Below are 24,154 nucleotides of genomic sequence, written 5' to 3' on the forward strand. Positions count from 1 at the left end.
TCCAAGATCCGCCGCAGATCTTGAACGGCCGCTGATCTAGGGGAGCTTGAGGACGTCGGCGATCACCGAGCCGTCGTCGGTGAGGCGGATGGGTGCCGGGCTGTCATAAACGACCAGCACTCGATCGTCGCCGACCAGGCTCAGGCCCTCGGCGTGGTCGTCGCCCTCGCCGTAGGTCAGCTCCAGAACCCGGCTGATCAGGTCGGAGCGGACGATGACCGGTTCCTCGGCCACGGCCGCGCCGTGCCAGCGGTAGATGCGGACGGGCCCGTCGAGGTCCATGGTCGGGCCGGCCAGGATCAGCAGGTCGTCGCCCTGGGGGCACATGTCGCGCACACCCAGGCCGTCCAGGTCGAGGACGTGTTTGCGGTAGAGCCTGCCGTCCGCGAACGGGGTGAGGCGCAGACGGTCGGGTTCGTCGTGGTCCACGTACGGCCGCAGCTCCAGCACGAAGGCCCAGCCGCGCAGGACCGGGCCCCGCAGACCCAGGTAGACGCGGTCGCCGCGGACGGCGATGCCCTCGATGTCGAGGCCGTTGTCCTTGCCGGGGATGTCGAGGAACGGGCCCAGGTGTTCGTCGTGGCGCAGCAGGGTGCGCAGGGCGTCCCGCTTGCCGAGGGCGGCCGCCCGGTGGCGGATCCCGTCGACGGTGACCTCGCGGACGGGGGTGGGCAGGCCGTCGACGTCGACGACCGGGAGCCGTACGAGGATCTGGCGGTTGTCCTGGCCTTCGACGCGGGCCAGCCGTTTGAGCGCCTTCGCGCCCTCGTGCCGTTCCTTGATCTGCTTGCGGCGCAGGCTGTGCGAGCCGATCGCCCACAGGAACTGCCCGGTGCGGGCCAGGCCCTCGACGTCGGCTTCCTCGTCGGCGTCGACGCCGGGCAGGTCGACGAAGTCGGCCAGGCGGAAGCTGCGCTCGTCACCGAAGTCGGTCGGCTGGGCGGGGTCGTCCACGGTGAGGCGTTCGAGGGTCGCCGTCTCGTCGCCGGCGATCCACAGGACCGGCCCGTCGAGCCGCACGGCCGACAGGTTGGTGTGCGTCGCGGCCGATCGGGACGCGTCCCCGAACCGCAGGCGCACGGTGTGTTCCAAGGTCATGCCGTCATCGTCGCACCGGACGGCAATCAGGGGGACGGCTTAGGGGCACTCACCGGGCTGCGGTTTCCGCTGCGGTCGTACGCCCGCACGCCGAAGAACACGTTGTCCTTGGAGAGATCGATCGTGACCGTGTTCACCTGGCCCACGTCGCGGCTGTGCTGCCAGTCGGGGGCCGTGGTCTCGCGCCACACGACCTCGTAGCCGGCCAGGTCGGGTTCGGTCCCGGGCTGCCAGCGCAACGTCGTCGCGTTGGTCAGCTGCGTGGTGTCGATGACCACGCCCTTCGGGGTGCCGGGGGCCTGGGCCAGCGACCACACCACGGCCGCGTTGGTGCGGGCGACGCGGGCGATGTAGTCGAAGTCGCAGAATTCGATGAGGTCGCCGTACTGGGTGCCGTTCTCGACGCGTACGTCCTGATGCTCGTGGGCGAAGTTCTCCCGCGGCTCCGTGAAGCGGGCCGCCGGGTAGCCGCGGAGCAGGAACGAGATGTGGTCGCTGCCCCGCAGGTAGCGGTCGCGCCGCCAGATGACCCGGACGTCCAGGTCGGTCCGGAGCCGGTCCACGAACCGCCCCAGCTGCCGGGACGGCCCGTCGTTCTCGCCGCCCACGCTGAGCCGGGTCGTCGCCTCGGCCGGTGTCTCGGAGGTGGGTACGCCTTCGACGAACAGCCGCACCTGGCGGTTTTTCGGTGCCGTGCCGTCGTGGGCGTCACCCGTCCCGACGATGTCGTTGCTGAACATGGCCTGGATGTCGGCCCCACGGTCCTTGTAGACCTGCGCCATGTGGTCGGAGCCGTAGAGTCCCTGCTCCTCCCCGGCCACCGCGGCGAAGACGAGCGTCGCCTCCGGCCGCCGCCGCGCGAACACCCGGGCCAACTCCATGATCACCGCCACCCCGGACGCGTCGTCGTCGGCGCCGGGCGCGTCGGCGGTGGCGTTCATGACGTCGGTCACCCGCGAGTCGTAGTGGCCGGTCACCACGTAGAGGCGCTCCGGGGTGACCGTGCCCGGCACCGTCGCGATCACGTTGGTGATCCGCGTCGGCTGCGGCACGCGCGGCGACACCGGCTGCACGAACGACTGCAGCTCGACCGTCATGGGCGTCCCCCGGGCGTACCGCTGCAGCTCCGCGAAGATCCAGTCGCGCGCCGCCCCGATCCCGCGCGCGGGGTCGTCCTGCACGGAGAGCGTGTGCCGCGTACCGAAGGAGACCAGACGCCGGACGACGGCCTCGACCCGCCGGGGGCTGATCTCCTGAAGGATCTGCCTCAGCTCGGGCGGGCTCGCGGCTTTGGCCTCACCCGCCGCCCACGGAGCGGCCACGGCGGCCGCGGACACCGACAGGAACGTACGCCTCGTCGACTTGGCCATGGGCTCCACTCTCACCCAGGTAGCGACAGATGTCTATCTTTGTTTTCCGGGTAAAGGAGGCCGCATGCATGTCGACCTTGATGAGGCGCGACCGGCGTTCCTGGGCCAGCTGGATCTCCTCCTGGCCGTCGCGACCGGGCTCACCGACCGCGACCTGCTCGCCCCGAGCCGCTGCACCGGCTGGACCGTGTCCGAGGCGCTCGTCCACGTCCACATGGGCTTGCAGGAGATGCTGCTCGGCTGCGTGTCCTCCACCGACGCGCCCCCGGACACCGACGCCGCCTCCTACTGGCGCGATTTCTCCCCCTCGGAGACCGACTTCGCCGGGGTCCAGTTCGTCCGGCGGCTGGCCGCCGCCTACCATCGCCCGTCCGGCTTGCTGCCTCACCTCACGCCGACAACCGAGGGCGTACGCGCTGCCGTGCGCACCCTGACCCCGCCGGCCGTCCGCTTCCAGGGCCACGTCCTGCCGTACGCCGACTTCCTGGCCACCTGGGCCGTCGAACTGGCCGTGCACCACCTCGACATCACGTCGGCCCCCGCCCACCCACCGGCCCTGCACCTGGGCCGCCGCACCATCGAGGCCCTCGCCGGCACTCCCCTGCCACCCACCTGGTCCGACGAGACCGTGGTCCTGCTCGGCACCGGCCGCGAGTCCCCCACGCCGGCCCAACGCCCCGCAGCAGCCGCCTTGCCAGTCCTCGGCTGACGCCGAAACATCGCCAGATTGCACGTCGCCTCGTGGGGCCCGCCCGACGCCGACCCTGACCCGGTGGACGTGGTCCAACCCTTCGGGCGCACCTCTTCCCGACGTGACTCGCCGGGGCCGCCGTCCTGACCGGAAGCGGGCCGTCAGACGCCATGCCGGTCTACCCGCCCTGGGCTGACACCCACCGGTAGACCTGCCCGTCCCGCAGCTCGCACGAAGCGGGCGGCCCGGGCACCGGCCCCTCCTCAAGCCGGACGAGAACCTTGTTGCGCCCGCGCAGCGTCGAGCCACCCTCGGTCCAGTGCAGATACGGATGCAGGAGCCGTACGAGCTCGTCCCGATCCCACCGCCCGACCGCCTCAAGCACGTCAGCAATCACCCGATCCACAGCCGCAGCATCCCACCTTCACCCGCCGAGTCGCGGCCCCAGCCGCTGCCTTCCTCGCCGCCGCCCGCCCCGCTCCCGCACCGCGCCTTGCCTCGCCGCCACCACCGCTCCGCCGCCGCCCTCGCTCACCGATGCCCCTCACTCACCCGCGCCCCTCACTCACCCGCGCCCCTCACTCACCCGCACCCCTCACTCACCCGCACCCCTCGGCTCGCCGCTGCCCCTCCGCTGGCCACTCCCCCTTGGCCCGCCAGTGCCCCTCCGCTCGCCACTACCCCTTGGCTCACCGCGGGCGGCTTCTGCCGCCGGTTTGCGGAGCGGGCCGTTCCGGCGGGCTTCGTGGCGGCATGATCGAGGCATGCCAGTGATCCGGCTGATGGCTGGCTACGGGGCGTTTCCGCTGTGGGGGCCGGACGGCATGATCGCGCCGGATGAGCTGGCGCCGGCACCTCCGCTGGTGGCGAGGCTGGAGCGCTGGGCCGATCGGCATGACCGGGAGCTCGGGCCGGGATTCGAGTGGTCCTCCGAGGAGGCGCGGCTCGCCTTCATCGCCGAAGGTCGGCAATTGCTCGCATTACTTCGCCGCGAGCTCGGTGACTCCTTCGACATCACCTTCGTCGACCACTACTGAGAGTGGTTGCAGTGCGGTAACGCTACGCGCTTTTGCTTTCGGTCGCCTGGTCGACCCTTCCGGTTGCGCAAGCCCCGATGGCATCGAGAACAGTGACTCTCCGATGTCGATGCCGGGGCGGCTCACCTTGCGTACGACGGTGTCTCTCACCGACCGTCGCAGGCTTGGGAGCAGGGATTTTCGTGCGCAGGCGCGTTCTTGTTTCGCCCTGGCGGCCGAACCAGGATCGACACCGACCCCGGAAAGATCCTCGTTGCCGCGAGGACCGGAGCCGCTGGAGGCCATTCTTCATGACCGTCGCAACTGTGCCGAACGTTCCGCCCGATCCTACCGGCGCCGCCACCCCGCAAGAGCTGGGCCGGCGACTCCGGGCTCTGATGACACAGCGTAGGTGTTCAGTGGACGCCGTGGTGCGCCGCAGCAGTTTGGCGGGCACCCCGATCTCCCGCGCCACCGCGCACAACTTGATCGCCGCCAGGGGCCATTCGCGCCGCGACACCCTGCTGGCTTTCCTGCGCGGTTGCCAGGTCCCCCCACGGGAGCAGATCCGCTGGCTGATCGCCTACGACCAGATCTTCCCCGACGGCCGTCGCCCGGCCCCCAGCTGAGCGCGTCCCGGCGGCCCGGTGGCGGCCACCCTGCCGCCGGGACGTGCTCACCCCACCACCGCAAAGCACCAGCTCCCCCAGCGGCTGCCGCACATGGCAGCCACCGGGTGAGGTAGACCCCGCTCCCCAGCTGCTCATCGCGACGCAGCCGCCGAGCGAACCCGAAACCAGCCCGCCCAACGGCTCGTTGCCAAGCAACCGCCGGGCGGCGCCGAAGACCAGCCCGCCCAACGGCTCGTTGCCAAGCAAACCGCCGGGCGGCGCCGAAGACCAGCTCGCCCGGCGGCGCGCTGAAAGAGAGCCCTGGCGTTCCGCCCACGGCGGCGGGTGGAACGCCAGGGCTTCTCGCGTTCGCGAGCGCCCTCAGCCGCCGGCCACGCCCCCATGAGCACCCAGCCCGGCCGAGAAGAATTTGCCGCGGCCCTGGCTGAGCGCGCCGGGGGCCGGGGCGGTGGTGGAGGGCCAGGGTAAGGCGCAGGACAGCCAAGGCTGTCGACCGGGCGGCGACCGTGATGATGCTCCAGAAGATGTCGGGGGTCCAGAGGTGGATCTAGGGCAGGGAGTAGCCCATGGCGGCCGGTAGGGCGGCAACGGCCAGCGCGGCCACGGCCATCCAGGCGGTGGCCCACCAGAAGGGGGCGCGGCCGGAACGGCGTACGGCCGAATTGATGAAGGTCAGCGCGAGCAGACCGGCCAGGGCGACCAGGACTGAGAGAGTGCCGCGGATCAGCGGATCCGGCGGCGGGGCCGCGTGGGGTGAGTGACCCAGGGCCAGGCGGGTGATGGTGAAGCCGATGGAGGCCAGGCGGGCGTCCAGGGCGGGGCTGTAGCTGCCGGCGAGGACGATGACGCCGAGGCCGGCGCTGGGGACCAGGATCAGGTGGGCCCAGAAGCCGGGGGTGGCGCCGGCGTGCCGGACGATGCGGGTGCCGTCGAGGTCGGTGTCGCGCCAGCCCAGGCCGTAGCCGACGTCGGTCTGGGCGGTCTGCATCTGGCCGAGGGTCGCGGGCTTGAGTAAACCCTGGCCGCCGTCGAGGTGGGCCATGGCGAAGCGGGTCATGTCGTCGAGCGAGGCGGTGACGTAGCCGTACGGCAGGCCGGACGTGTCGTACGGTGCTCGACCATGGCGCCCAGGACCATGTAGTTGGCGTCGCTGTACTCGGTCGGTCCGAGCCGGACCCCGTCCAGGTCGCGGACGGAGCGGGCCAGGTCGGTGCGGGAGGCCCACCGCGGCAGGCCGCTGGTGTGGGTGAGCAGCTGGCGCACGGTGATCCGGTCGAACGCGAACCACGGCAGGTGCCGGCACACCAGTTCGTCGAGGGCGATCCGGCCCCGCTCCCGCGACATCCTCGCCGATCAGCTGCGGTGGATCTTCCCCGGCGTCTGCCATCATCGGCGCGGAGCGAGTCAGTGATACCGGCGCATACCGGCCAGGCGGGCGGTCCGCCAGATCACCTCGGCCCGGATGGTGGCCTGTTGGATCGCCGGCCCGGGTTTGCGGGGCAGGGCCGTGACGATCAGCCTGCTCGCGAGCGTCGCCAGCGGGCTCTCGGCCTGCGGATCCTTCTCGGGCACGATGACGCCCAGGTAGGCACGGCGCAGCGTGCGCGGCGCGATGACCGCGATCATCCGATGGAGATGGTGTTCCTGGGCCACGATCGCGACGGGCCGGGCGTCGCCGAAGTGGCCTTCGAGTTCGGCCCGCAGGAAGTTCGTCACGGTGTCGATCGACTCGCGCTCGGCCCGGACCGCATCGGCCGGGACGCCCCGTCGCAGCAGCTCGCGCCGCATCAGCTCGGCCTCGGGCACACCGCGGTAGGTGCGGTCGGGCGCGTCATCGGAACGCCACGGCGTGCCCTTCTGGTCGATCGGGGATTTGTAACCCGAACAGACGACTCGCCCCTGCGCCCGCCGCACCACTCGATCGAACAGGGCCTGGGCGACGGCCACGCGATCGAGCGCGCCGGCGGTGAGCCCGCAACCCGTGTGATCCCGCCCCCGCCCCGGCACCAGCACGTGGGCGACGTCGTCGAGCCCCAGACCGGCTGTCCCGGCCACCATCCGGAAATCACCGGGCGCGTCCTTCATAGATCTCCTTGAGGCGGCCCTGCAGGTGATGATGGCGGAACGTGTAGTGGTTGCCATTCTGCCGCAGGATGCCGGTCTCATGGCATTCCTGAAGGAAGCGCGTGTAGGCCCACGGAAGACGGTCGCGGAGGGACAGCCAGATGTGCGCGGCCTTGTAACACGACCACTGGTTCCAGAAGAAGAACGCGGCGACCGCGCCGACCGGAGCCAGGACCGTTCCCCACAGGCCGCCCGGCGGATCGTAGAGCGCGGCGTACACCAGGTAACCCAGGACGAAGACCGCATGGCCCAGGATCAGCATGCCCACCCCCGACCGGCGGTCGCTGCGGATGACGGCCAGCGGATGAACGGTGCGGGCGCCGGTTGACGCGTCCAGCCGGGGAAGCGCGCGCAACACCCGGACCGAGAGGCGGCCTCCGGCGTAACCGAGGGAGCCGGCGATGACGGTCGCCGTCACCAGCGCCGCCGTGAACTGACTGCGGGTGACGCCGAGCCACGGATCCCAGGATCGCTCCACCAGCCACCACACCAGCAGACAGACGGCGTACGAGACGGCCGACAGCCCCAGCCCCTGCCCGAGCCCGCGGAGATGGTCGCGGAGCCTTCCGTCCTTGGGGATCTTGGGCGGACGGCGGGCGCCGTCGCGGGTCAGGAGGAAACCCACGCGGGCCGGATCGTCGGGCGCCTTCCACCGGCCGATGGAGTAACCCCGCGCGTAGCCGAACCCGAAGACCACCCCACCGGTCAGGAACATGGTCATCGCCCCGGTCGGCGCCGGTGACACCGGTCCGGCGAGTGCTGCGATCACGCTGAGCGGCACGACGGCGGCGAGCGCGAGCCGGTACAGCGGGGCGTACCCGCGCAGCTGCCAGAACGCGATGGTCCGGTGGGTGGCGCGATGGGCCAGGTAGCCCAGCCAGTGCTCGGCCTCCGCGGCGACGAAACGCGCCGGCGTCCGGCGTTCGAAGACGGCGGGTACCAACTGGCCGAGCAGATGCGCCTCGACGGCCTGGGCGTCGGGCAGACCGCAGAGTTCGTCCATCACCGCCACGGCGCGCCGGCCCGAGCCGGCGTAGATCGTCTTCATCAGCCAGGCGTTCAGCGGCGACGACAACGCGGCCCGAACGGCCGCCGCGTCGTCGGCCTGGAGCCGGGCGGCGACCTGTTTCCATGGTTGCCGCACCGTGGCGGGGACGGCCAGCAGGTAGCGCCGGACCTCGGCCGCGGTGACCGGGGCGAGCGTGATGACTTCGGCGTTCGGCATGGCCAAATCGAGATCGCCGCTGTTCTCCTCCGTCCGGATGCCGGTCAGCACCGCGGGACGTCCTTCGGTGAAGCGGCGCAGCGCGGAGGACGCCCGGCGATGACAGGCCGGGTCCAGCTCGTCGAAGCCGTCGAAGAACGGCACCAGGCGGCCGGCGGCGAGGTCCTCCACCGCTCGCTTGTGCTTCTCTCCGAGTAACCCGTACTGGTCCCGCAGGACCGAGGAAAGCCAGGTTTCGAGGCCCTCGCGGATGGGATCCCAGGAGTGCAGCCGGAAAAGAACCGGCTGGATGTCGAGCAGGGCCATCAGCCGGACGGCGAGAGTCGTCTTGCCCGATTGGGAGGCGCCCACGATGACCAACTGCCCACCCGCGGCGAGGTGCTCGGCGAGATCGTCCTCGTTCCGGAAGCGCCGCCGGGCCCACGGCACCCGCATGAGACCGAGGTCGGCGAGCGCCGTCAGCTCGTTCTTCGCGACGTCGGCGAGTTCGGTCGTGTGCGCATCGGGGTCCCCGGCCGGCGCGGTCGCGGTGTCGCGCGATCGGGCCAGGTAGGTCGCGCCGACGGTGATCAGCGCGGCGACACCGCCGACGCTGCTCGCGATCTTGTCGGCCCGGTCCAGGTCGAGGAGCGTGAAGCAGACGATCAGCCCGGCCAGGACGATGACGAAGGTCAGGAGCAGGACCCGAACCCAACCACGACCGAGCACGACAGCCGCTCTCCTTCGCCCGCCGAGTGAAGTGAGGAGTCCTCACTGTACAAACGGCTGCCTCGCCGCCGCCCCGGTGCGGCGGCGGCGAGGCCGGACGATCAGGCGCCGCGGAGGGTGGCTCCGAAACGCGAAGCGGCCGCGGCCACGGCGGCGTCCCGGGCGGCCAGGGTCTCCTCCGAGGTGAGGGTGCGGTCGGGGGCGCGGAAGGTCAGCTTGTAGGCCAGCGACTTCTTGCCCTCGCCGAGCTGCTCCGACTCGTACAGGTCGAAGAGGGACACCGACTCGAGCAGCTCGCCCGCGCCCTCCGCGAGCGCGGCCTCCAGGGAGGCCGCGGGGGTCGTGGCGTCGACGATCAGGGCCACGTCGATCAGCGCGGGCGGGAACGACGAGATCTTCCGGGCCTGGGTGACCGGAGCCGCGGGCAGGGCGTCAAGGTCAAGTTCCATGGCGGCGGTACGCTTCGGCAGCTCGAACGCCGACACGACGGCCGGGTGGAGCTCGCCGGCGTGACCGACCACCGCACCGTCCACCGAGATCGCCGCGCAGCGGCCCGGGTGCCACGGGGCCAGCTCGGCCGCCGCCACGCTCACCCGGTCGGCGGTGATGCCCGCGGCCGACAGCGCGATGCGGGCCGCCTCGATCGCGTCGGCCCACGACGCCTCCCGGCCGGCGCCCCACCAGCCGGCGGGCGCGATGTCCCCGGTCACGGCCGCGGCGAGGTGCCACGGCTGCTTCGGGACGATCGCGTTCGCGGCTTGCCACTCGTCGTCGCCGGGCCGGCGGTCGACGCCCATGGCCGGCGGCGCGGTGGTCGCCAGCGTCGGGAGGAAGACCAGGCCTGCCTCGAAGATCGCCAGGTCGCGGTGGCCGCGGCCCAGGTTGCGCTTGAGCGTGCCGAGCAGGGTCGGCAGCAGCGACGTGCGCAGCAGCGGCTCCTGCTCGGAGAGCGGGTTGGTCAGCCGCACCGCGCTGCGCCGCGGGTCGTCGGCGTCGTAGCCGAGCTGGTCGGCCGCGCCCGGCGCCACGAACGGGTAGGACAGCACCTCGACGTACCCGTTCTCGGCCAGCGCCCGGCCCACCGAGCGCCGCCGCCGCTGGGCGGGTGTGATGCCGCTGCCGCCGCGGGCCGGCGGCAGGATGCTGGGGATGTCGTTGTACCCGCCGAGGCGGGCCACCTCCTCCACCAGGTCGATCGGCGCCAGCAGGTCGGGCCGCCAGGACGGCGGGGTGACCTCCAGCGGCGCCACTCCGGTGACCTGGCAGCCGACGCGACCGAGAAGATCGACGACGTCCGATGAGGAGTACGCGAGGCCGATCCGCTGCGCCGGCAGCGCGGGATCCAAGGAAATGGTCGCGGGCGCGACCACGTGGTCGATGTCGAGCACGAGCGGGTCCACGGTGCCGCCGGCGTATTCCGTCAAGATCGACACGGCGCGTTCCAAAGCGACCAGGGTGAGCTGCGGGTCGACCCCGCGCTCCCACCGCTTGGCGGCCTCGCTGAACAGCTTGTGCCGGCGGGCCGTGCGCCCGACCATCACCGGATCCCAGTGGGCCGCCTCGAGCAGCACGTCCACCGTGTCCGGCTGCCACTCGCTGGTCTCGCCGCCCATGACCGCAGCCAGCGAGATCGGACCGGTGTCGTCGCAGATCACCATGTCCTCGGCGTCGAGCACGCGGGCCACGCCGTCCAGGGTGGTCAGCTTCTCCCCGGCCCGGGCCCGGCGCACGACGAGGCCGCCGTTGAGCCGGTTGAGGTCGAAGACGTGCATCGGCTGGCCGAGCTCGAGCATCAGGTAGTTGGTGATGTCGACCGGCAGTGAGATCGTCCGGATGCCGGCCGCCACGAGCCGCTTCTGCATCCAGTCGGGCGACGCGGCGTTCGGGTCGATCCCGCGCACGACGCGCGCCGAGAACCGGTCGCACCCGACGATGTCCTCGATGGTGACGGGGTAGGGAGAGTCCGAAGTGGGCGCGGCGAAGTCGACCGCAGCCGGATCGGTGTAGGCCGCCGAGAACGCGTACGACAGCTCGCGGGCCAGGCCGCGCAGGCTCATCTCGTACCCCCGGTCCGGGGTGATCTCGACCTCGACCAGCACGTCGTCCAGGCCCACGGCCGGGCGGGCGTCGGTGCCGGGCGTGGCCGAGCCGGCGGGCAGCACGATGATGCCCGAGTGGTCGCCGCTGAGCCCGAGCTCGGCGGCCGAGCAGATCATGCCGTTCGAGTTGCGGCCGTAGGTCTTCCGGGCGCCGATCTTGAAGCCGCCGGGCAGCTCGCCACCGGGCAGGATCACCACGACGAGGTCGCCCTCGGCGAAGTTCCGCGCCCCGCAGACGATCTCCTGCGGAGCGTCGCGGCCGACGTCCACCGTGGTGAACCGGATCGGCTTCTTGAACCCGGTCAGCTCCTCGATCGTCAGCACCCGGCCCACGACCAGGTCGCCCTTGATCGTCGCGGACTGGTCGACGATCGACTCGACCTCCATGCCCAGGTTGGTCAGGGCGGAGTCCAGCTGAGCGGCGGTGAGGTCCGCGGGCAGCTCGACGTGCTCGCGCAGCCAGGAGAGCGTGGTCTTCATCGCGTCAGACCTCCATTCCGAAGTTCGTGGTGAAGCGGACGTCGCCCTCGACCATGTCGCGCATGTCGCTGACGCCGTTGCGGAACATCAGGGTGCGCTCGACGCCCATGCCGAACGCGAACCCCGAGTAGCGATCGGGGTCGATGCCGCAGGCGGTCAGCACCCGCGGGTTGACCATGCCGCAGCCGCCCCACTCGACCCAGCGCGGGCCGTCGCGGTGCTGCGCGAACCAGACGTCGAACTCGGCGCTCGGCTCGGTGAACGGGAAGTAGTGGGGCCGCCAGCGGGTCCGCGCGTCCGGGCCGAACATCGCCTTGGCGAAGTGGTCGAGCGTGCCGCGCAGGTGGGCCATGGTGATGCCCTCGTCCACGACCAGGCCCTCGATCTGGTGGAAGACCGGGCTGTGGGTGGCGTCCAGCTCGTCCGAGCGGTACGCCCGGCCCGGGCTGACCACGTAGATCGGCGGCTGCCGGGTGAGCATCGAGCGGACCTGGCCGGGCGACGTGTGGGTGCGCATGACCAGGCCCGGCAGGTCCACGTAGAACGTGTCCATGGCCCCGCGGACCGGGTTGTCGGGCCCGATGTTGAGCGCGTCGAAGTTGGCCCACTCGAGATCGAGCTCGGGACCTTCCACGATGTCGTAACCCATGCCGGCGAACAGGTCACCCATGTGCTCCATCAGCGTGGTCAGCGGGTGGCGGGCGCCCCGGGGGCGGCGGTCCCACGGCAGGGTGACGTCGACCCGCTCCTGGACCAGCACCTTGGCCGCGCGGTCGAGCTCGAGCTCGGCCTGGCGGGAGTCGTACGCGCCCTGCACGGACTGCCGGGCCAGGTTGACCCGCTTGCCGGCGTCGGACTTGGCGGCCGGCGGCAGCGAGCCGATCTCCCGGCGGGCCAGCGAGACCGGCGAGCGGTCGCCCAGGTGCAGGGGCTTCAGCGCGGCCAGCGCGTCGAGGTCGGGCGCGCTGTCGAAGGCCTTGCGCGCGTCGTCCACGGCGGCCTCGAGGGCGGCCGGGTCGAGCAGGGCGGCCTGCTTCGGATCGTACGGATCGTTGCGGTAGGACATGGTCGGGCAGACTCCCTAACACCGGATGAACCATCGGGCAGTGTACGGAGGCACGGCTCAGCCGCAGCCCGCCGGTCAGGGAAAGACGCCCAGGAGTGTCTAGCGCCCGCGACCAGCGGGCCGGCTAAACAGCATCAGATGTCCTGGCACGGGTCCCAGCATAGCGGTCACGCCCCGACGACGGCGACCGTGATCCCGGCGTGGGCCGGGATGGGCGAGTCCATCGCGGTCAGCGCCGCGCCGGCCTCCGCCAGCTCGATGGTGGAACCGACCAGACGACCCGGATCGAGCCGCCCTCGGGCCACCAGATCCAGCATCGGCGGGTAGTCGACGGCGGCCATCCCGTGCGAGCCGACGATCTCCAGCTCCCGCGAGATGACGATGTCCCAGGGCAGCGGCGCCCGCGCGGCCACCCCGAGCATCAGGCCGACCTGCACGTGCCGGCCGCCCCGCCGCAAACTGCGTACCGACGCCTCGGCGGTCTCGGGCGAGCCGTAAGCGTCGATGGCGATGTCGGCCTCGCCGACCACCGACGGCATCACGACCGCGCCGAGGGAGGCCGCCATCGCGGTCGCCGCCGGCGAAGGATCCAGGGCGAGCACCCGCAGCTTCAGCGCCGCCGCGATCATCACCGCCGAGAGCCCGACGCCCCCGCAGCCGTAGACCGCGACCACCGCGTCGTCGGCCACCGGGCCGTGCCCGGTCAGCGCGCGGAAGGCCGTGGCGAACCGGCATCCCAGGGCCGCCGCCGGCACGAAGTCGACCGCGTCGGGCAGCCGCACGAGGTTGGTGTCGGCCGCCCGCACCTGGACCTTCTCGGCGTACGACCCGGGGTGGGTGAAGCCGGGCTGGGTCTGGTTGGGGCAGATCTGCGCGCGGCCGGCGAGACAGAACGGGCACCAGCCGCACCCGTTGACGAACGGCACGGTGACCCGGTCGCCGACCGCGAACTTCCGGACCTGCGGCCCGACCGCGGCGACGACGCCCGCGAACTCGTGACCGGGGGTGTGTGGCAGCGGCACCGGGTCGTGCCCGCGCCAGGCGTGCCAGTCGGACCGGCAGATCCCGGTGGCCCGCACGTCGACCACGGCCCCGTCGGGCGGGCAGTCCGGCTCGGGCACGTCGGCCAGCCGCGGCGGCGCGCCGACCGCGTCGTAGACGATGGCGCGCATCAGCGCTGCGCCCGGGCCGACGCGTACAGGCAGACGGCGGCGGCCGCGGCCAGGTTCAGGCTCTCGGCGCCGCCGTAGATCGGCACCCGCACCTGCTTGTCGGCCGCGCGAAGCACCTCAGCCGACAGACCGTGCGCCTCCGACCCGAAGATCCACGCGGTCGGCGCGGCCAGCACGCCGTCGTCGGCCAGCGAGTCGAGGTCGTCCGCGCCGTAGCCGCTGGTCGCCAGGACCTGCAGGCCGACGGCTTGAAGCTCGGGAATCACGTCGAGCGGGGCACGAACCACATCTACATGAAACAACGAACCGGCCGACGCGCGGACGCATTTGCCGTTGTACGGGTCGACGGCATCCCCGGCGAAGATCACCGCATCGGCCCCGGCGGCGTCCGCAGTCCGCAGGATGGTCCCCGCGTTGCCCGGATCGCGAATCTCGGCGACGACCGCGACCAGCCGCGGCTGCTTGGCCATCGCCTCGTGGATCGGCACGTCGATCTGCTCGCAGACGGCGACCAGGCCCTGCGGGTTCACGGTCTCGGCCAGCGCCGCCAGCCCGTCGTCGGTCACCGGCGAAACCTCGGGCGCCAGCACAGCGAGGTCGGTATGCCGGCCCAACCCCTCCTCGGTGCCGAACAATTCGAGCACCACGCCCGCCGCGAGCGCCTCGCGTACCGCCTGCGGCCCTTCGGCCAGGAATCGGCCGGCCTGGTCGCGGTCCTTGCGGCGCTGCAACTTCCGGGCCGCGACAACCCTGGGGGTACGAGACGTGAAGGTCATCCCAGCTCTTCCACGAAGCAGGGCGCCTCCCGCCGGAACGGGAGGCGCCCTGAAGGGTTCTTCGAAATCAGGCAGCCTGAGCGGCGGCGCCGCCGGTGCCCTCAGCCGCGACCGCGGCCCGCGCGACCTCGACGATCGCCGCGAAAGCAGCGGCGTCGTTGACGGCCAGGTCGGCCAGGATCTTGCGGTCCACCTCGACGCCGGCCAGCTTGAGGCCCTGGATGAGGCGGTTGTAGGTCAGGCCGTTGGCCCGGGCCCCCGCGTTGATGCGCGTGATCCACAGCTGGCGGAAGTCGCCCTTGCGGTCACGGCGGTCGCGGTACGAGTACTGCATCGAGTGCAGCACCTGCTCCTTGGCCTTGCGGTACAGGCGGGAGCGCTGACCGCGATATCCGCTGGCGGTCTCCAGCAACGTGCGACGCTTCTTCTGGGCGTTGACTGCCCGCTTGACGCGTGCCATTTCAGTACTCCTAACAGGGGAACGTGTGTGGCGCGCGTCAGCGGCCGAGCAGCTTCTTCACTCGCGGGATGTCCGCCTTGGCGACGGCGGTGGTGCCCGTCATACGGCGCGTGACGTGCGAGGACTTGCCCTCGAGCAGGTGGCGCTTACCGGCCTGCTCCGTGCGGAGCTTGCCCTTGCCGGTGACCTTCACCCGCTTGCCCGTGCCGGTGTGCGGCTTGAACTTAGGCACTTGAGCCTCTTTCTGATCTTTCCGTGCGAGCGAGGGGCCGGCTGGCCCCACGTCGCACGGAAAAGCTGTCTACTCTGCGGTGGTTTCGGCGGGCACGTCCGGCGCGACGCCCTCACCCTCGCCCTCGCGCGGCTCACGGCCGGGCTTGGCGGCGGCGACGTTGGCCGCCACGGCGGCGGCCTTCGTAGCCCGGTGCGGGGCCAGCACCATGATCATGTTCCGGCCGTCCTGCTTCGGACTGGCCTCGACAAAACCAAGCTCCGAGATCTCCTCGCTGAGCCTGCGCAGGAGCCGGAAACCCAGCTCGGGGCGGCTCTGCTCGCGACCGCGGAACATGATCGTCACCTTGACCTTGTCGCCCGCCTTGAGGAACCGCACCACGTGACCCTTCTTGGTCTCGTAGTCGTGCGGGTCGATCTTCGGACGGAGCTTCATTTCCTTGATGACGGTCTGCTGCTGGTTGCGCCGCGCTTCGCGTGCCTTCAGTGCGCTCTCGTACTTGAACTTGCCGAAGTCCATGAGCTTGCACACCGGCGGCCGCGCCATCGGAGCAACCTCGACCAGGTCCAGATCGACGTCCGCGGCCAGCTGGAGAGCGCGCTCGAGCGGGACGATGCCCACCTGCTCACCCTCGGGACCGACCAGTCGGACCTCACGAGCCCGGATCTGTTCGTTAACGCGTGGTTCGACGCTGATGGGGCCTCCTCAGAACGGGGATCATCCCCGCAGGCGCGGGGATCTTGTGCCAATGTCGGTCGGCCCCGCACCCTCGGTAACCGGGCGCCGGGAAAGCAGAAGGCCCCGTTCGCACTCTTCGAAAAGAGTGCATGCCGGGGCCCGCTCGACCGGTCATCGGCGCCCATGAGGACGCACCCTGTGACGAGAATATTCCCGTCACAGGTGACCGGACCCGGCCCTCCGCGTTGCTCTGAGGACTGCGGGTGGGAGCCAGCGGGCTCCTCTTTCGCGCCCCCACTGGTGCAGGGCGTGGTCGACTGCCGTGAAGTCTACCAGGTGCTCGAGATCAAGCCTCGACGGATGCCTGGTGCAGCTGGCGCAGGGTGCGGACGCCCTCGACCGCGTAGTCCTTGTCGGCCGCCTGGAGCGCGTGGATCGAGATCTGCTCCTCGTCGTGCAGCTCCAGCTGGGCCCACGGCGAGTTCCGGTCGAAGCGCACCTTGCGCACCACCGACCACGGCAGGTCGTAGCCGCCGACCACGTTGCGGATCTTGATGTGGTCGGCGTCGGCGGTCACCCTGGGCCGGCAGAAGGCCAGGATGCCGAGGCCGATCAGCACGCCCAGGCCGATCATCGCGGCCTGGTCCCCGCGCTGGAACGTGCCCGAGTTGTCGAAGCCGGCCGACCCGTGCAGCCCGAAGCTCAGCACGGTGAACAGCAACGCCACCCCGACCGCGAGCGGCACCGCCACCCACCGAATCTTCATAGGCCGATACGTAACCGGCTTGGTGTCCACGAGAGCCACGTTACAACCTGCAATTCGCGATGTCGGTGACGAGGATGGCGCGCGCTCCGAGCTCGTACAGCTCGTCCATGATCCGGTGGACGTCGCGCCGCGGGACCATGGCCGACACGGCCACCCAGCCCTCGCGGTGCAACGGCGAGACGGTCGGCGACTCGAAGCCCGGAGTCAGCGACGTCGCCTGGTCGAGCAGGTCGGCCCGGACGTCGTAGGCCAGCATCACGTAGCTGCGCGCGACCAGCACACCCTGCAGGCGGCGGATCAGTTGAGCCGCGCCGGCCGCCTCCTCCGAGGGGCGGCCGATCAGGATGGCCGACGAGCGCAGCAGCGGCTCGCCGAAGGTGACCAGCCCGGCCTGGCGCAGCGTGGCCCCGGTCTCGACCACGTCGGCGATCAGGTCGGCCACGCCGAGGCGGACCGCGTTCTCCACCGCGCCGTCGAGCCGGACGACGTCGGCCTTGAGCTCCCGCTCGGACAGGTAACGCTCGACCACCCCGGGGTACGCGGTGGCGATGCGCCGGCCGCCGAGCTCGTCGGCCGAGATGTCGCTGTCGGCCGGCGCGGCCCAGCGGAACGTGGCCCCGCCGAAGTTCAGGTCGAGCAGCTCGCTGGCCGGGACGCCCGAGTCGACCAGGAGGTCGCGGCCGGTGATGCCCAGGTCGAGGTCGCCGGAACCGACGTACGTCGCGATGTCCCGCGGCCGCAGGTAGAAGAACTCGACGTGGTTGGCCTCGTCGCGGCAGGCGAGGTCCTTGGGATCGGTGCGCTGGCGGTAGCCGGCGTCGCGCAGCATCTGCGAGGCGGGCTGGGACAGGGTCCCCTTGTTGGGGACGGCGATACGCAGCATGACGGACGTGCTCCTCTTGATCTCTTCACGAAGGTGATCGGGGCGGCACGTCACAGATGTCGGTAGACGTCCTCGAGGTCGAGACCGGTGGCGATCATCAGGACCTGAGCTTGGTACAGCAGCTGGGAGATCTCCTCGGCGGCCCGCTCGGGGCCCTCGTGCTCGGCGGCCATCCAGGACTCGGCCGCCTCTTCGACGACCTTCTTCCCGATGAAGTGGACTCCGCGCTCCAGGGCGGCGACGGTGGACGAACCCTCGGGTTTGGCCACCGCTTTCGCCTGAAGCTCGGCGAACAGCTCTTCGAACGTCTTCACGCGGAGCATTTTGCCAACTCGTCACGGGATGGCGACGAACGGCCCCAGCAGGTGAGACGTGGCCTAGGCTGCCGGTCATGGTCAGCCGAAACACCCTCACCTCCGTCGGCGGCGCCGCGCTGCTGCTCGCGGCCCTCGCCGCGTGCGCTCCCGCCGACGAAAGCTCGTCACCCGCCGCGTCCGCTTCCGCCTCGGGCAGCGTTTGCCCTGCTGGCGCCCTCAGCACCAAGACGGCTGGCAAGCTGACGATCGGCACGGACAACCCCGCGTACGAGCCGTGGTTCTCCGACAACGATCCCAAGAACGGCAAAGGTTTCGAATCGGCCGTCGCGTACCAGGTCGCCCAGCGCCTCGGGTACTCGCAGGACAACGTGACCTGGACCTCTGTGACGTTCAACAACGCCATCGCCCCCGGGCCGAAGGCGTTCGACTTCGACATCAACGAGTTCTCGATCACACCCGAGCGGAAGAACGCGGTCGACTTCTCGTCGCCGTACTACCTCGTCCGCCAGACGGTGATCACCACCAAGGGCTCGAAGATCGCGTCGGCCGCCTCGATCGCCGACCTCAAGGGCGCCAAGCTCGGGGCCCAGGTCGGCACGACCAGCTACCAGGCGATCACCGACCTGATCAAGCCGAGCACCCAGCCGTCGGTCTTCAACAACAATGACGACGCCAAGGCGGCCCTGGTCAACGGCACCGTCGACGGCATCGTGGTCGACCTGCCGACCGCGTTCTACATGACCTCGGCCGAGCTCGACAACGGCGTCATCGTCGGCCAGCTGCCGCAGGTCGGCACGCCGGAGCAGTTCGGGCTGGTGCTCGACAAGGGCTCGGCGCTGACCACGTGCGTCAGCCAGGCGGTCGACCAGCTGCGGCAGGACGGCACCCTCGCGGTGCTCGAGAAGACCTGGCTGGCCGACTCGGGCGGGGCCAAAGAGCTGCAGTGACCCCGTCCGACCACCCCGCCACCGCCCTCGACCGGACTGAAGGCGCTCCTCCAATCCACACTCCTAGCGAAACTCAGCGCGGCCGGATCGCCTACCGGCGTAAGCAGGCGATCCGGTCCGTGCTGCTCGCCGCCCTGTCCACGGCGGTGCTGGGCACCCTACTCGGAGTCCTCATCACCGGCGCCCCCGGCTGGGACAGGGTCAAGCAGTCGTTCTTCAACCCGGACGTGGCCACGAAGTTCCTCCCGGAGATCCTGGAGGGCCTCTGGCTGAACATCCGGCTGTTCGTGGTCTGCGCGCTGTCGGCGCTCGCCCTCGGCCTGCTCATCGCGATCCTGCGCACCCTGCGCGGCCCGGTCTTCTTCCCGGTGCGCGCGCTGGCCACGGTCTACACGTACTCGTTCCGCGGCCTGCCCCTGATCATCGTGATCTACCTGTTCACGTTTGGCGTCCCCGGCCTGCGGCTGCAGGGCACGCCCAGCGTCACCGTGCTGGGCGGGGCCGCCATCGTGATCACCTACGGGGCGTACCTGGCCGAGGTCTTCCGCTCCGGCATCGAGGGCGTGCACCCGAGCCAGGTCGCCGCGGCCCGCTCGCTCGGCCTGAGCTACCGGCAGGCGATGCGCCACGTGGTGCTCCCCCAGGCCGTCCGCCGCTCGACGCCGCCGCTGCTCAACGACACCGTCGCCCTGCAGAAGGACGTCGGCCTGATCTCCCTGGCCGGCCCGATCGACGCCATCCGGGCGGCCCAGATCGGGGTCGCCCAGGACGCCAACTTCACCCCGTACGTCGTGGCGGGTGTGCTCTTCGTCCTCCTGGCGCTGCCGCTGATCGGGGTCACCGACTTCGTCACGCTGCGCGCCGCACGCCGCCAGAACGCGGGGACCTGAGATGGTGCTTTCCTGCTCGTCCCTGCGCAAGACCTTCGGGTCGGCCGTGGTGCTCGACGACCTCACCCTCGACGTCGGCGAGCACGAGGTGGTCGCGCTGATCGGCGCCTCCGGATCGGGCAAGTCGACCCTGCTGCGCTGCGTCAACCTGCTCACCGAGATCGACGACGGCACGATCCGCCTCGACGGCGAGGACATCACCGACCCCCGGGTCGACGCCGATGCCGTACGGCAGAAGATCGGCCTGGTCTTCCAGTCCTACAACCTGTTCCCGCACATGACCGTGCTGGACAACATCACCCTGGCCCCCGTACGCGTGCACAAGCGCCCGGTCGCCGAGGCCCGCGAGCAGGCCCACGAGTGGCTGACCCGGGTCGGCCTGGCCGACAAGGCCGGCGCCTACCCCGACCGCCTCTCCGGCGGCCAGCAGCAGCGCGTGGCCATCGTCCGGGCCCTGGTCAACAGCCCCCGTCTGCTCCTGCTGGACGAGGTCACCTCGGCCCTCGACCCCGAACTGGTGGGCGAGGTGCTCACCATGATCAGAGACCTCAAGGCGGACGGCATGACCATGGTCCTGGCCACCCACGAGATGGGCTTCGCCCGCCAGGTGGCCGACCGCGTCGCCTTCCTGGACAAGGGCCAGGTCCTCGAACAAGGGCCGCCCGAGCAGGTGCTGGGCGACCCGGTCGAGACGCGGACCAGGCAGTTCCTGGCCCGCATCATCGAAGCCGGGCGGCTCTGAGCCTCAGCCCTTCAGCTCGCGCAGGACGAGGGCCGCGTCCAGGACGGCGACGGCCGTGGCCCAGCCCTTGTCCTCGACCGAGTCCTCCAGGCCGGCGCGGTCGCGGGCCTGGCCGAGGCTGTGCACGGTCAGCACGCCGTGGCCGATCGGGGTCCGCTCGTCGAGCGCGACCCGGGTCAGGCCTTGCGTGACGGAGTCGCACACGTACTTGAAGTGGTCGGTCTCACCCTTGATCACCACGCCGAGCGCCACCACCGCGTCGCACTGACGGGCCAGGGCCTGGGCGACGACGGGCAGCTCGACCGCGCCCGCGACGCGCTGCACGACCACATTCGTGACGCCGCACGCCTCGGCGGCCGCGTAGGCCCGCTCGATCATGTGGTCGATCAGGTCGGCGTGCCACCGGGAGCCGACGATGCCGAGGCGCAGCCCCTGCGCCTCGACGGTCTGCAGATGCGGGTCACCGAAGCCGGCCATGTAAGTCCCCCTTTATCGTGATTATCGCGGTTCGCAGGAAACCCGTCAGCCCAACGCCTCGAACAGATGCCCCATCCGGTCCCGCTTGGTGCGCAGGTAGTGCACGTTCTCCGGGTGCAGCCGCACCGGCAGCGCCTCCCGGCCGGTGATCGTCAACCCGTACCCCTCCAGCCCGGCCCTCTTGGCGGGGTTGTTGGTGAGCAGGCGCATCGAGCGCACGCCGAGGTCGTAGAGGACCTGGGCCCCGGTCCCGTAGTCGCGGGCGTCCGCCGGGAGGCCGAGCTCGAGGTTGGCGTCGACGGTGTCGAAGCCGCGGTCCTGCAGCTGGTACGCCTGCAGCTTGTGCAGCAGGCCGATCCCCCGGCCCTCGTGACCGCGCATGTAGAGCACCACGCCGCGCCCGGCGGCGGCGATCCGTTCGAGGGCGGCGTCCAGTTGGGGCCCGCAGTCGCAGCGCTTGGAGCCGAAGACGTCCCCGGTCAGGCACTCGGAGTGCACCCGGACCAGCACGTCCTCGCCGTCCCCGAGCTCACCGAAGACGAGCGCGACGTGCTCGCTGCCGTCGACCAGGGCCCGGTAGCCGACCGCGGTGAAGTCGCCGTGCTCGGTCGGCAGCCGGGTCTCGACGACCCGCTGGACCTGCGACTCGCGGTGCTTCCGGTACGCCACCAGGTCGGCGATGGTGATCAGCGCGAGGTCGTGCTCGGCCGCGAACTTCTCCAGGTCGGGACGGCGCTGCATGGTGCCGTCGTCGTTGACCATCTCGCACAGCACGCCGGCCGGCCGCAGCCCGGCCAGCTCGGCCAGGTCGATCGAGGCCTCGGTGTGACCCGGGCGGCGCAGCACGCCACCGGCCCGGGCCCGCAGCGGCACCACGTGCCCGGGCCGGGTCAGGTCGGTCGGCTCGGTCGAGGCCGAGGCCAGCAGGCGGATCGTGTGCGCGCGATCGGCGGCCGAGATGCCCGTGGCCACGCCCTCCCGGGCGTCGACGGTCACCGCGTACGCCGTACCGCGGGCGTCCTGGTTGGTGTGGAACTGGGGCGGCAGGTCGAGACGGTCGGCCTCGGCCTCGGGGATCGGCACGCAGATGTAGCCCGAGGTGTAGCGGACCATGAAGGCGACCAGCTCGGGGGTGGCCTTCTCGGCCGCGAAGATCAGGTCGCCCTCGTTCTCGCGGTCCTCGTCGTCGACGACGATCACAGCTTTACCGGCGGCGATGTCCTTGATCGCGCGCTCGATGTCCTCAAACATTGCGAGCCCCCAGCATCTTCTCGACGTACTTGGCGATCACGTCGACCTCGAGGTTCACCGGGTCACCGACGTCCTTGCCGCCCAAAACGGTCAGCTTCGAAGTGGTGGGGATGAGCCCGACACTGAACGTTTCGTCGTCGACCGCCATGACGGTCAGCGACACGCCGTCGACGGTGATCGAGCCCTTCTCGACCACGTAGCGCGCGAGATCACCGGGAAGCGAGAACCGCACGACCTCCCAGTCGGCGGCCGGCTCACGGGAGATGAGACGGGCGACCCCGTCCACGTGGCCCTGCACCAGGTGACCGCCGAGACGGCTGCCGAGCGCGGCCGCCCGCTCCAGGTTGACCGGGCTGCCCTCCCCCAGTGCGCCCAGCGACGACCGCCGCAGCGTCTCGCCCATGACGTCAGCCGTGAAGACCCCGTCGACGTTGTCGATGACGGTCAGGCAGACCCCGTTGACCGAGATCGAGTCGCCGTGCTTCGCGTCGGAGGTGACCAGCGTCCCGCGCACGGCGAGCACGGCCGAGTCCCCGCCGGTGTCCTTGAGGCCGACGACCTGACCCAGCTCTTCCACGATTCCGGTGAACATAAAAACCGCCTTCAGTCCTCTTGAGGGTGGTGGTGGGGTGGTCGGATGGGCTTTAGTCTGAATAAGGGTGGTTGGTGGGGTAGTCGGAGGGCTTCTGGCGGAGTGAAGCAGTGAAGCGCAGGTCAGGGCCGATCTGCGCGATGTCGGTGAGATCGAGTTCGATGGCGTCGTCGATGGTCGCGACCCCGGCGTCGACGAGCGCGGTCTTCCCGGCGCCGAGCAGCTTCGGCGCCACATAACCGACCACCCGGTCGACCAGCCCGGCCGCGAGGAAGGCCCCGGCCAGCGTCGGCCCGCCCTCCAGCAGCACCGACCGGACGCCGCGGGCGAAGAGGGCGGCCAGCAGCGCGCTCAGGTCGACGCGCCCGTCCGGCCCGGCGCCGACCTCGCCGGTCGTGACGACCCAGGTGGTTGCGGCAGCGTCGTTCACTCGCGCCGTTTCGGGGGTACGCCCGTGCGAGTCGACCACCACGCGAAGCGGCTGCTTGATGGCCGGGGTGCCGTCGCGCAGATCCCGCACGGTGAGCTGCGGGTCGTCGGCCAGGACGGTGCCCACGCCGGCCACGATCGCGTCGACCGTGGCCCGCAGCGCGTGCACGTCGGTCCGGGCGGGCGCGGAGGTGATCCACTGGCTGGTGCCGTCGGCGGCGGCCGAGCGCCCGTCCAGGGTGGCGGCGAACTTCCAGGTGACGTACGGCCGGCCGCGCCGCACGGCGGTCAGCCAGGCGATGTTGCCCTGCTCGGCCTCCTGACGGCGGACGCCGGTCTCGACGGGGATGCCGGCGGCCCGCAGCGTGACCGCCCCACCGGCCGCGACCGGGGTCGGGTCGTCGACGGCGATGACCACCCGGCGTATGCCGGCGCCGATCAGCGCCTCGCTGCACGGCCCGGTGCGCCCGGTGTGGTTGCAGGGCTCGAGGGTGACCACCGCAGTGCCGCCGCGGGCCCGCTCGCCGGCCTGGGCCAGCGCCACGATCTCGGCGTGCGGCCCACCGGCGTAGGCGTGGAAGCCCTCGCCGACGACCTCGCCGTCGGCGTCGAGCAGGATGCAGCCGACCACCGGGTTGGGGCTGGTCGTTCCGAGGCCCCGAGCGGCCAGCGCGATCGCGCGGCGCATCGCCTCGTCCTCGGTCACCATCCGCGTTCTCCCTCTCGCGCGTCAAAGTCAGCGCTGGAGAACAGGGAGGAAACGCCGGGAACCGGACATGAGGGTACGCTTCGCGCACCCCGAAGCTGCCGTGGGCAGCATCCGATTCCGCGCGCTGTCTCCCATCCGGACTGTCTGACCAGGTTGCCCTGATCAACCGTCGGCCCCGGATTTTCACCAGGTCCACCGTCCGTCATGTCGACGTCCGGGTCGCGGGCTTACCGGCCAGAAGAGGCCGGATCACCGCCGGTTCGGAATTTCACCGAGTCCCGCCAGCGCGTGGTGGGTCAGTCACGAGTTTTGCACGCGGGGGCG

Annotated in this window: 27 protein-coding genes and 1 riboswitch; of the genes, 6 read left to right on the plus strand and 21 right to left on the minus strand. The window is 71.0% G+C overall.

The features are described from left to right. Positions 1-36: 36 nt before the first annotated feature. Both AB0J66_RS25035 and AB0J66_RS25040 read right to left on the minus strand, forming a co-directional pair. Positions 37-1,098 carry a DUF3616 domain-containing protein gene (locus tag AB0J66_RS25035; protein ID WP_364664996.1) on the minus strand — a complete coding sequence of 354 codons (1,062 nt, stop codon included), beginning with the start codon at positions 1,096-1,098 and terminating at the stop codon, positions 37-39. 26 nt (positions 1,099-1,124) lie between these two features. Continuing rightward, positions 1,125-2,468 (minus strand): M28 family metallopeptidase, encoded by a 1,344-nt coding sequence (locus AB0J66_RS25040; RefSeq protein ID WP_364664999.1) that lies wholly within the window; start codon positions 2,466-2,468, stop codon positions 1,125-1,127. A gap of 64 nt (positions 2,469-2,532) precedes the next feature. Here AB0J66_RS25040 and AB0J66_RS25045 point away from each other — a divergent pair, with 64 nt between their 5' ends. Continuing rightward, positions 2,533-3,177, plus strand: a complete 645-nt coding sequence (locus AB0J66_RS25045) for a maleylpyruvate isomerase N-terminal domain-containing protein (RefSeq protein WP_364665002.1) — start codon at positions 2,533-2,535, stop codon at positions 3,175-3,177. 160 nt (positions 3,178-3,337) lie between these two features. Here the strand turns inward: AB0J66_RS25045 and AB0J66_RS25050 are convergent, their stop codons facing one another. Beyond that, on the minus strand, positions 3,338-3,565 hold the full coding sequence (locus AB0J66_RS25050) for a nuclear transport factor 2 family protein (protein WP_364665005.1): 228 nt from the start codon (positions 3,563-3,565) through the stop codon (positions 3,338-3,340). A gap of 358 nt (positions 3,566-3,923) precedes the next feature. Between AB0J66_RS25050 and AB0J66_RS25055 the strand changes: the two genes are divergently transcribed. Further along, on the plus strand, positions 3,924-4,196 hold the full coding sequence (locus AB0J66_RS25055; RefSeq protein WP_364665008.1) for a hypothetical protein: 273 nt from the start codon (positions 3,924-3,926) through the stop codon (positions 4,194-4,196). Positions 4,197-4,594: 398 nt separating this feature from the next. Continuing rightward, the gene (locus tag AB0J66_RS25060; protein ID WP_364665011.1) at positions 4,595-4,804 is read left to right on the plus strand and encodes a hypothetical protein; all 210 of its coding nucleotides are present in this window, start codon (positions 4,595-4,597) and stop codon (positions 4,802-4,804) included. Between the two features lie 550 nt (positions 4,805-5,354). Here the strand turns inward: AB0J66_RS25060 and AB0J66_RS25065 are convergent. The 14 genes from AB0J66_RS25065 to AB0J66_RS25130 all read right to left on the minus strand — a co-directional run bounded on the left by AB0J66_RS25065 (position 5,355) and on the right by AB0J66_RS25130 (position 17,799). Continuing rightward, complete coding sequence (locus AB0J66_RS25065; RefSeq protein WP_364665013.1) at positions 5,355-5,864, minus strand: hypothetical protein; 510 nt, start codon at positions 5,862-5,864, stop codon at positions 5,355-5,357. Continuing rightward, entirely contained in the window at positions 5,861-6,151 is a 291-nt protein-coding gene (locus tag AB0J66_RS25070; RefSeq protein ID WP_364665016.1) for a serine hydrolase domain-containing protein, read from the minus strand. The genes AB0J66_RS25065 and AB0J66_RS25070 overlap by 4 nt, the downstream gene beginning before the upstream one ends. A gap of 60 nt (positions 6,152-6,211) precedes the next feature. Further along, positions 6,212-6,892 carry a YdcF family protein gene (locus tag AB0J66_RS25075; RefSeq protein WP_364665019.1) on the minus strand — a complete coding sequence of 227 codons (681 nt, stop codon included), beginning with the start codon at positions 6,890-6,892 and terminating at the stop codon, positions 6,212-6,214. Further along, positions 6,873-8,864 (minus strand): hypothetical protein, encoded by a 1,992-nt coding sequence (locus AB0J66_RS25080; RefSeq protein WP_364665022.1) that lies wholly within the window; start codon positions 8,862-8,864, stop codon positions 6,873-6,875. The genes AB0J66_RS25075 and AB0J66_RS25080 overlap by 20 nt, the downstream gene beginning before the upstream one ends. Before the next feature lie 101 nt (positions 8,865-8,965). Beyond that, the gene (gene pheT / locus AB0J66_RS25085) at positions 8,966-11,443 is read right to left on the minus strand and encodes a phenylalanine--tRNA ligase subunit beta (protein WP_364665025.1); all 2,478 of its coding nucleotides are present in this window, start codon (positions 11,441-11,443) and stop codon (positions 8,966-8,968) included. Between the two features lie 4 nt (positions 11,444-11,447). Further along, positions 11,448-12,509, minus strand: a complete 1,062-nt coding sequence (gene pheS, locus AB0J66_RS25090; RefSeq protein ID WP_364665028.1) for a phenylalanine--tRNA ligase subunit alpha — start codon at positions 12,507-12,509, stop codon at positions 11,448-11,450. Positions 12,510-12,676: 167 nt separating this feature from the next. Beyond that, positions 12,677-13,681 carry an alcohol dehydrogenase catalytic domain-containing protein gene (locus AB0J66_RS25095; protein ID WP_364665031.1) on the minus strand — a complete coding sequence of 335 codons (1,005 nt, stop codon included), beginning with the start codon at positions 13,679-13,681 and terminating at the stop codon, positions 12,677-12,679. Continuing rightward, positions 13,681-14,457 (minus strand): RNA methyltransferase, encoded by a 777-nt coding sequence (locus AB0J66_RS25100; RefSeq protein ID WP_364665034.1) that lies wholly within the window; start codon positions 14,455-14,457, stop codon positions 13,681-13,683. The genes AB0J66_RS25095 and AB0J66_RS25100 overlap by 1 nt, the downstream gene beginning before the upstream one ends. Positions 14,458-14,524: 67 nt before the next feature. Continuing rightward, positions 14,525-14,917, minus strand: coding sequence for a 50S ribosomal protein L20 (gene rplT / locus AB0J66_RS25105; protein WP_097324701.1), 393 nt, complete (start codon positions 14,915-14,917; stop codon positions 14,525-14,527). A 37-nt stretch (positions 14,918-14,954) separates the two neighbouring features. Beyond that, positions 14,955-15,149 (minus strand): 50S ribosomal protein L35, encoded by a 195-nt coding sequence (gene rpmI, locus AB0J66_RS25110; protein WP_097324698.1) that lies wholly within the window; start codon positions 15,147-15,149, stop codon positions 14,955-14,957. A 69-nt stretch (positions 15,150-15,218) separates the two neighbouring features. Continuing rightward, positions 15,219-15,845 (minus strand): translation initiation factor IF-3, encoded by a 627-nt coding sequence (gene infC, locus AB0J66_RS25115; protein WP_364665578.1) that lies wholly within the window; start codon positions 15,843-15,845, stop codon positions 15,219-15,221. Between the two features lie 328 nt (positions 15,846-16,173). Next, on the minus strand, positions 16,174-16,593 hold the full coding sequence (locus AB0J66_RS25120) for a PH domain-containing protein (RefSeq protein ID WP_364665038.1): 420 nt from the start codon (positions 16,591-16,593) through the stop codon (positions 16,174-16,176). Positions 16,594-16,633: 40 nt separating this feature from the next. Continuing rightward, entirely contained in the window at positions 16,634-17,476 is an 843-nt protein-coding gene (gene hisG / locus AB0J66_RS25125; protein ID WP_364665040.1) for an ATP phosphoribosyltransferase, read from the minus strand. Between the two features lie 50 nt (positions 17,477-17,526). Continuing rightward, entirely contained in the window at positions 17,527-17,799 is a 273-nt protein-coding gene (locus tag AB0J66_RS25130) for a phosphoribosyl-ATP diphosphatase (RefSeq protein ID WP_364665042.1), read from the minus strand. Between the two features lie 68 nt (positions 17,800-17,867). Between AB0J66_RS25130 and AB0J66_RS25135 the strand changes: the two genes are divergently transcribed. The 3 genes from AB0J66_RS25135 to AB0J66_RS25145 are packed head-to-tail and all read left to right on the plus strand — an operon-like array spanning position 17,868 to position 20,372. After that, positions 17,868-18,740, plus strand: a complete 873-nt coding sequence (locus AB0J66_RS25135; protein WP_364665045.1) for an ABC transporter substrate-binding protein — start codon at positions 17,868-17,870, stop codon at positions 18,738-18,740. Beyond that, on the plus strand, positions 18,737-19,630 hold the full coding sequence (locus tag AB0J66_RS25140; RefSeq protein ID WP_364665048.1) for an amino acid ABC transporter permease: 894 nt from the start codon (positions 18,737-18,739) through the stop codon (positions 19,628-19,630). The genes AB0J66_RS25135 and AB0J66_RS25140 overlap by 4 nt, the downstream gene beginning before the upstream one ends. 1 nt (position 19,631) lies before the next feature. Continuing rightward, on the plus strand, positions 19,632-20,372 hold the full coding sequence (locus AB0J66_RS25145; protein WP_364665050.1) for an amino acid ABC transporter ATP-binding protein: 741 nt from the start codon (positions 19,632-19,634) through the stop codon (positions 20,370-20,372). Between the two features lie 3 nt (positions 20,373-20,375). Here the strand turns inward: AB0J66_RS25145 and ribH are convergent, their stop codons facing one another. The 4 genes from ribH to ribD are packed head-to-tail and all read right to left on the minus strand — an operon-like array spanning position 20,376 to position 23,830. Next, positions 20,376-20,849, minus strand: coding sequence for a 6,7-dimethyl-8-ribityllumazine synthase (gene ribH / locus AB0J66_RS25150; protein ID WP_364665053.1), 474 nt, complete (start codon positions 20,847-20,849; stop codon positions 20,376-20,378). Positions 20,850-20,894: 45 nt separating this feature from the next. After that, a complete protein-coding gene (locus AB0J66_RS25155; protein WP_364665055.1) occupies positions 20,895-22,100 on the minus strand; it encodes a bifunctional 3,4-dihydroxy-2-butanone-4-phosphate synthase/GTP cyclohydrolase II in 1,206 nt (401 codons plus the stop codon). Further along, on the minus strand, positions 22,093-22,692 hold the full coding sequence (locus AB0J66_RS25160) for a riboflavin synthase (protein WP_364665058.1): 600 nt from the start codon (positions 22,690-22,692) through the stop codon (positions 22,093-22,095). The genes AB0J66_RS25155 and AB0J66_RS25160 overlap by 8 nt, the downstream gene beginning before the upstream one ends. 52 nt (positions 22,693-22,744) lie before the next feature. After that, positions 22,745-23,830 carry a bifunctional diaminohydroxyphosphoribosylaminopyrimidine deaminase/5-amino-6-(5-phosphoribosylamino)uracil reductase RibD gene (ribD, locus tag AB0J66_RS25165; RefSeq protein ID WP_364665060.1) on the minus strand — a complete coding sequence of 362 codons (1,086 nt, stop codon included), beginning with the start codon at positions 23,828-23,830 and terminating at the stop codon, positions 22,745-22,747. A gap of 119 nt (positions 23,831-23,949) precedes the next feature. Continuing rightward, a riboswitch (FMN riboswitch) is annotated at positions 23,950-24,120 on the minus strand. Positions 24,121-24,154 lie beyond the last annotated feature (34 nt).

The organism is Actinoplanes sp. NPDC049598, assembly GCF_040675435.1.
Lineage (GTDB): Bacteria > Actinomycetota > Actinomycetes > Mycobacteriales > Micromonosporaceae > Actinoplanes.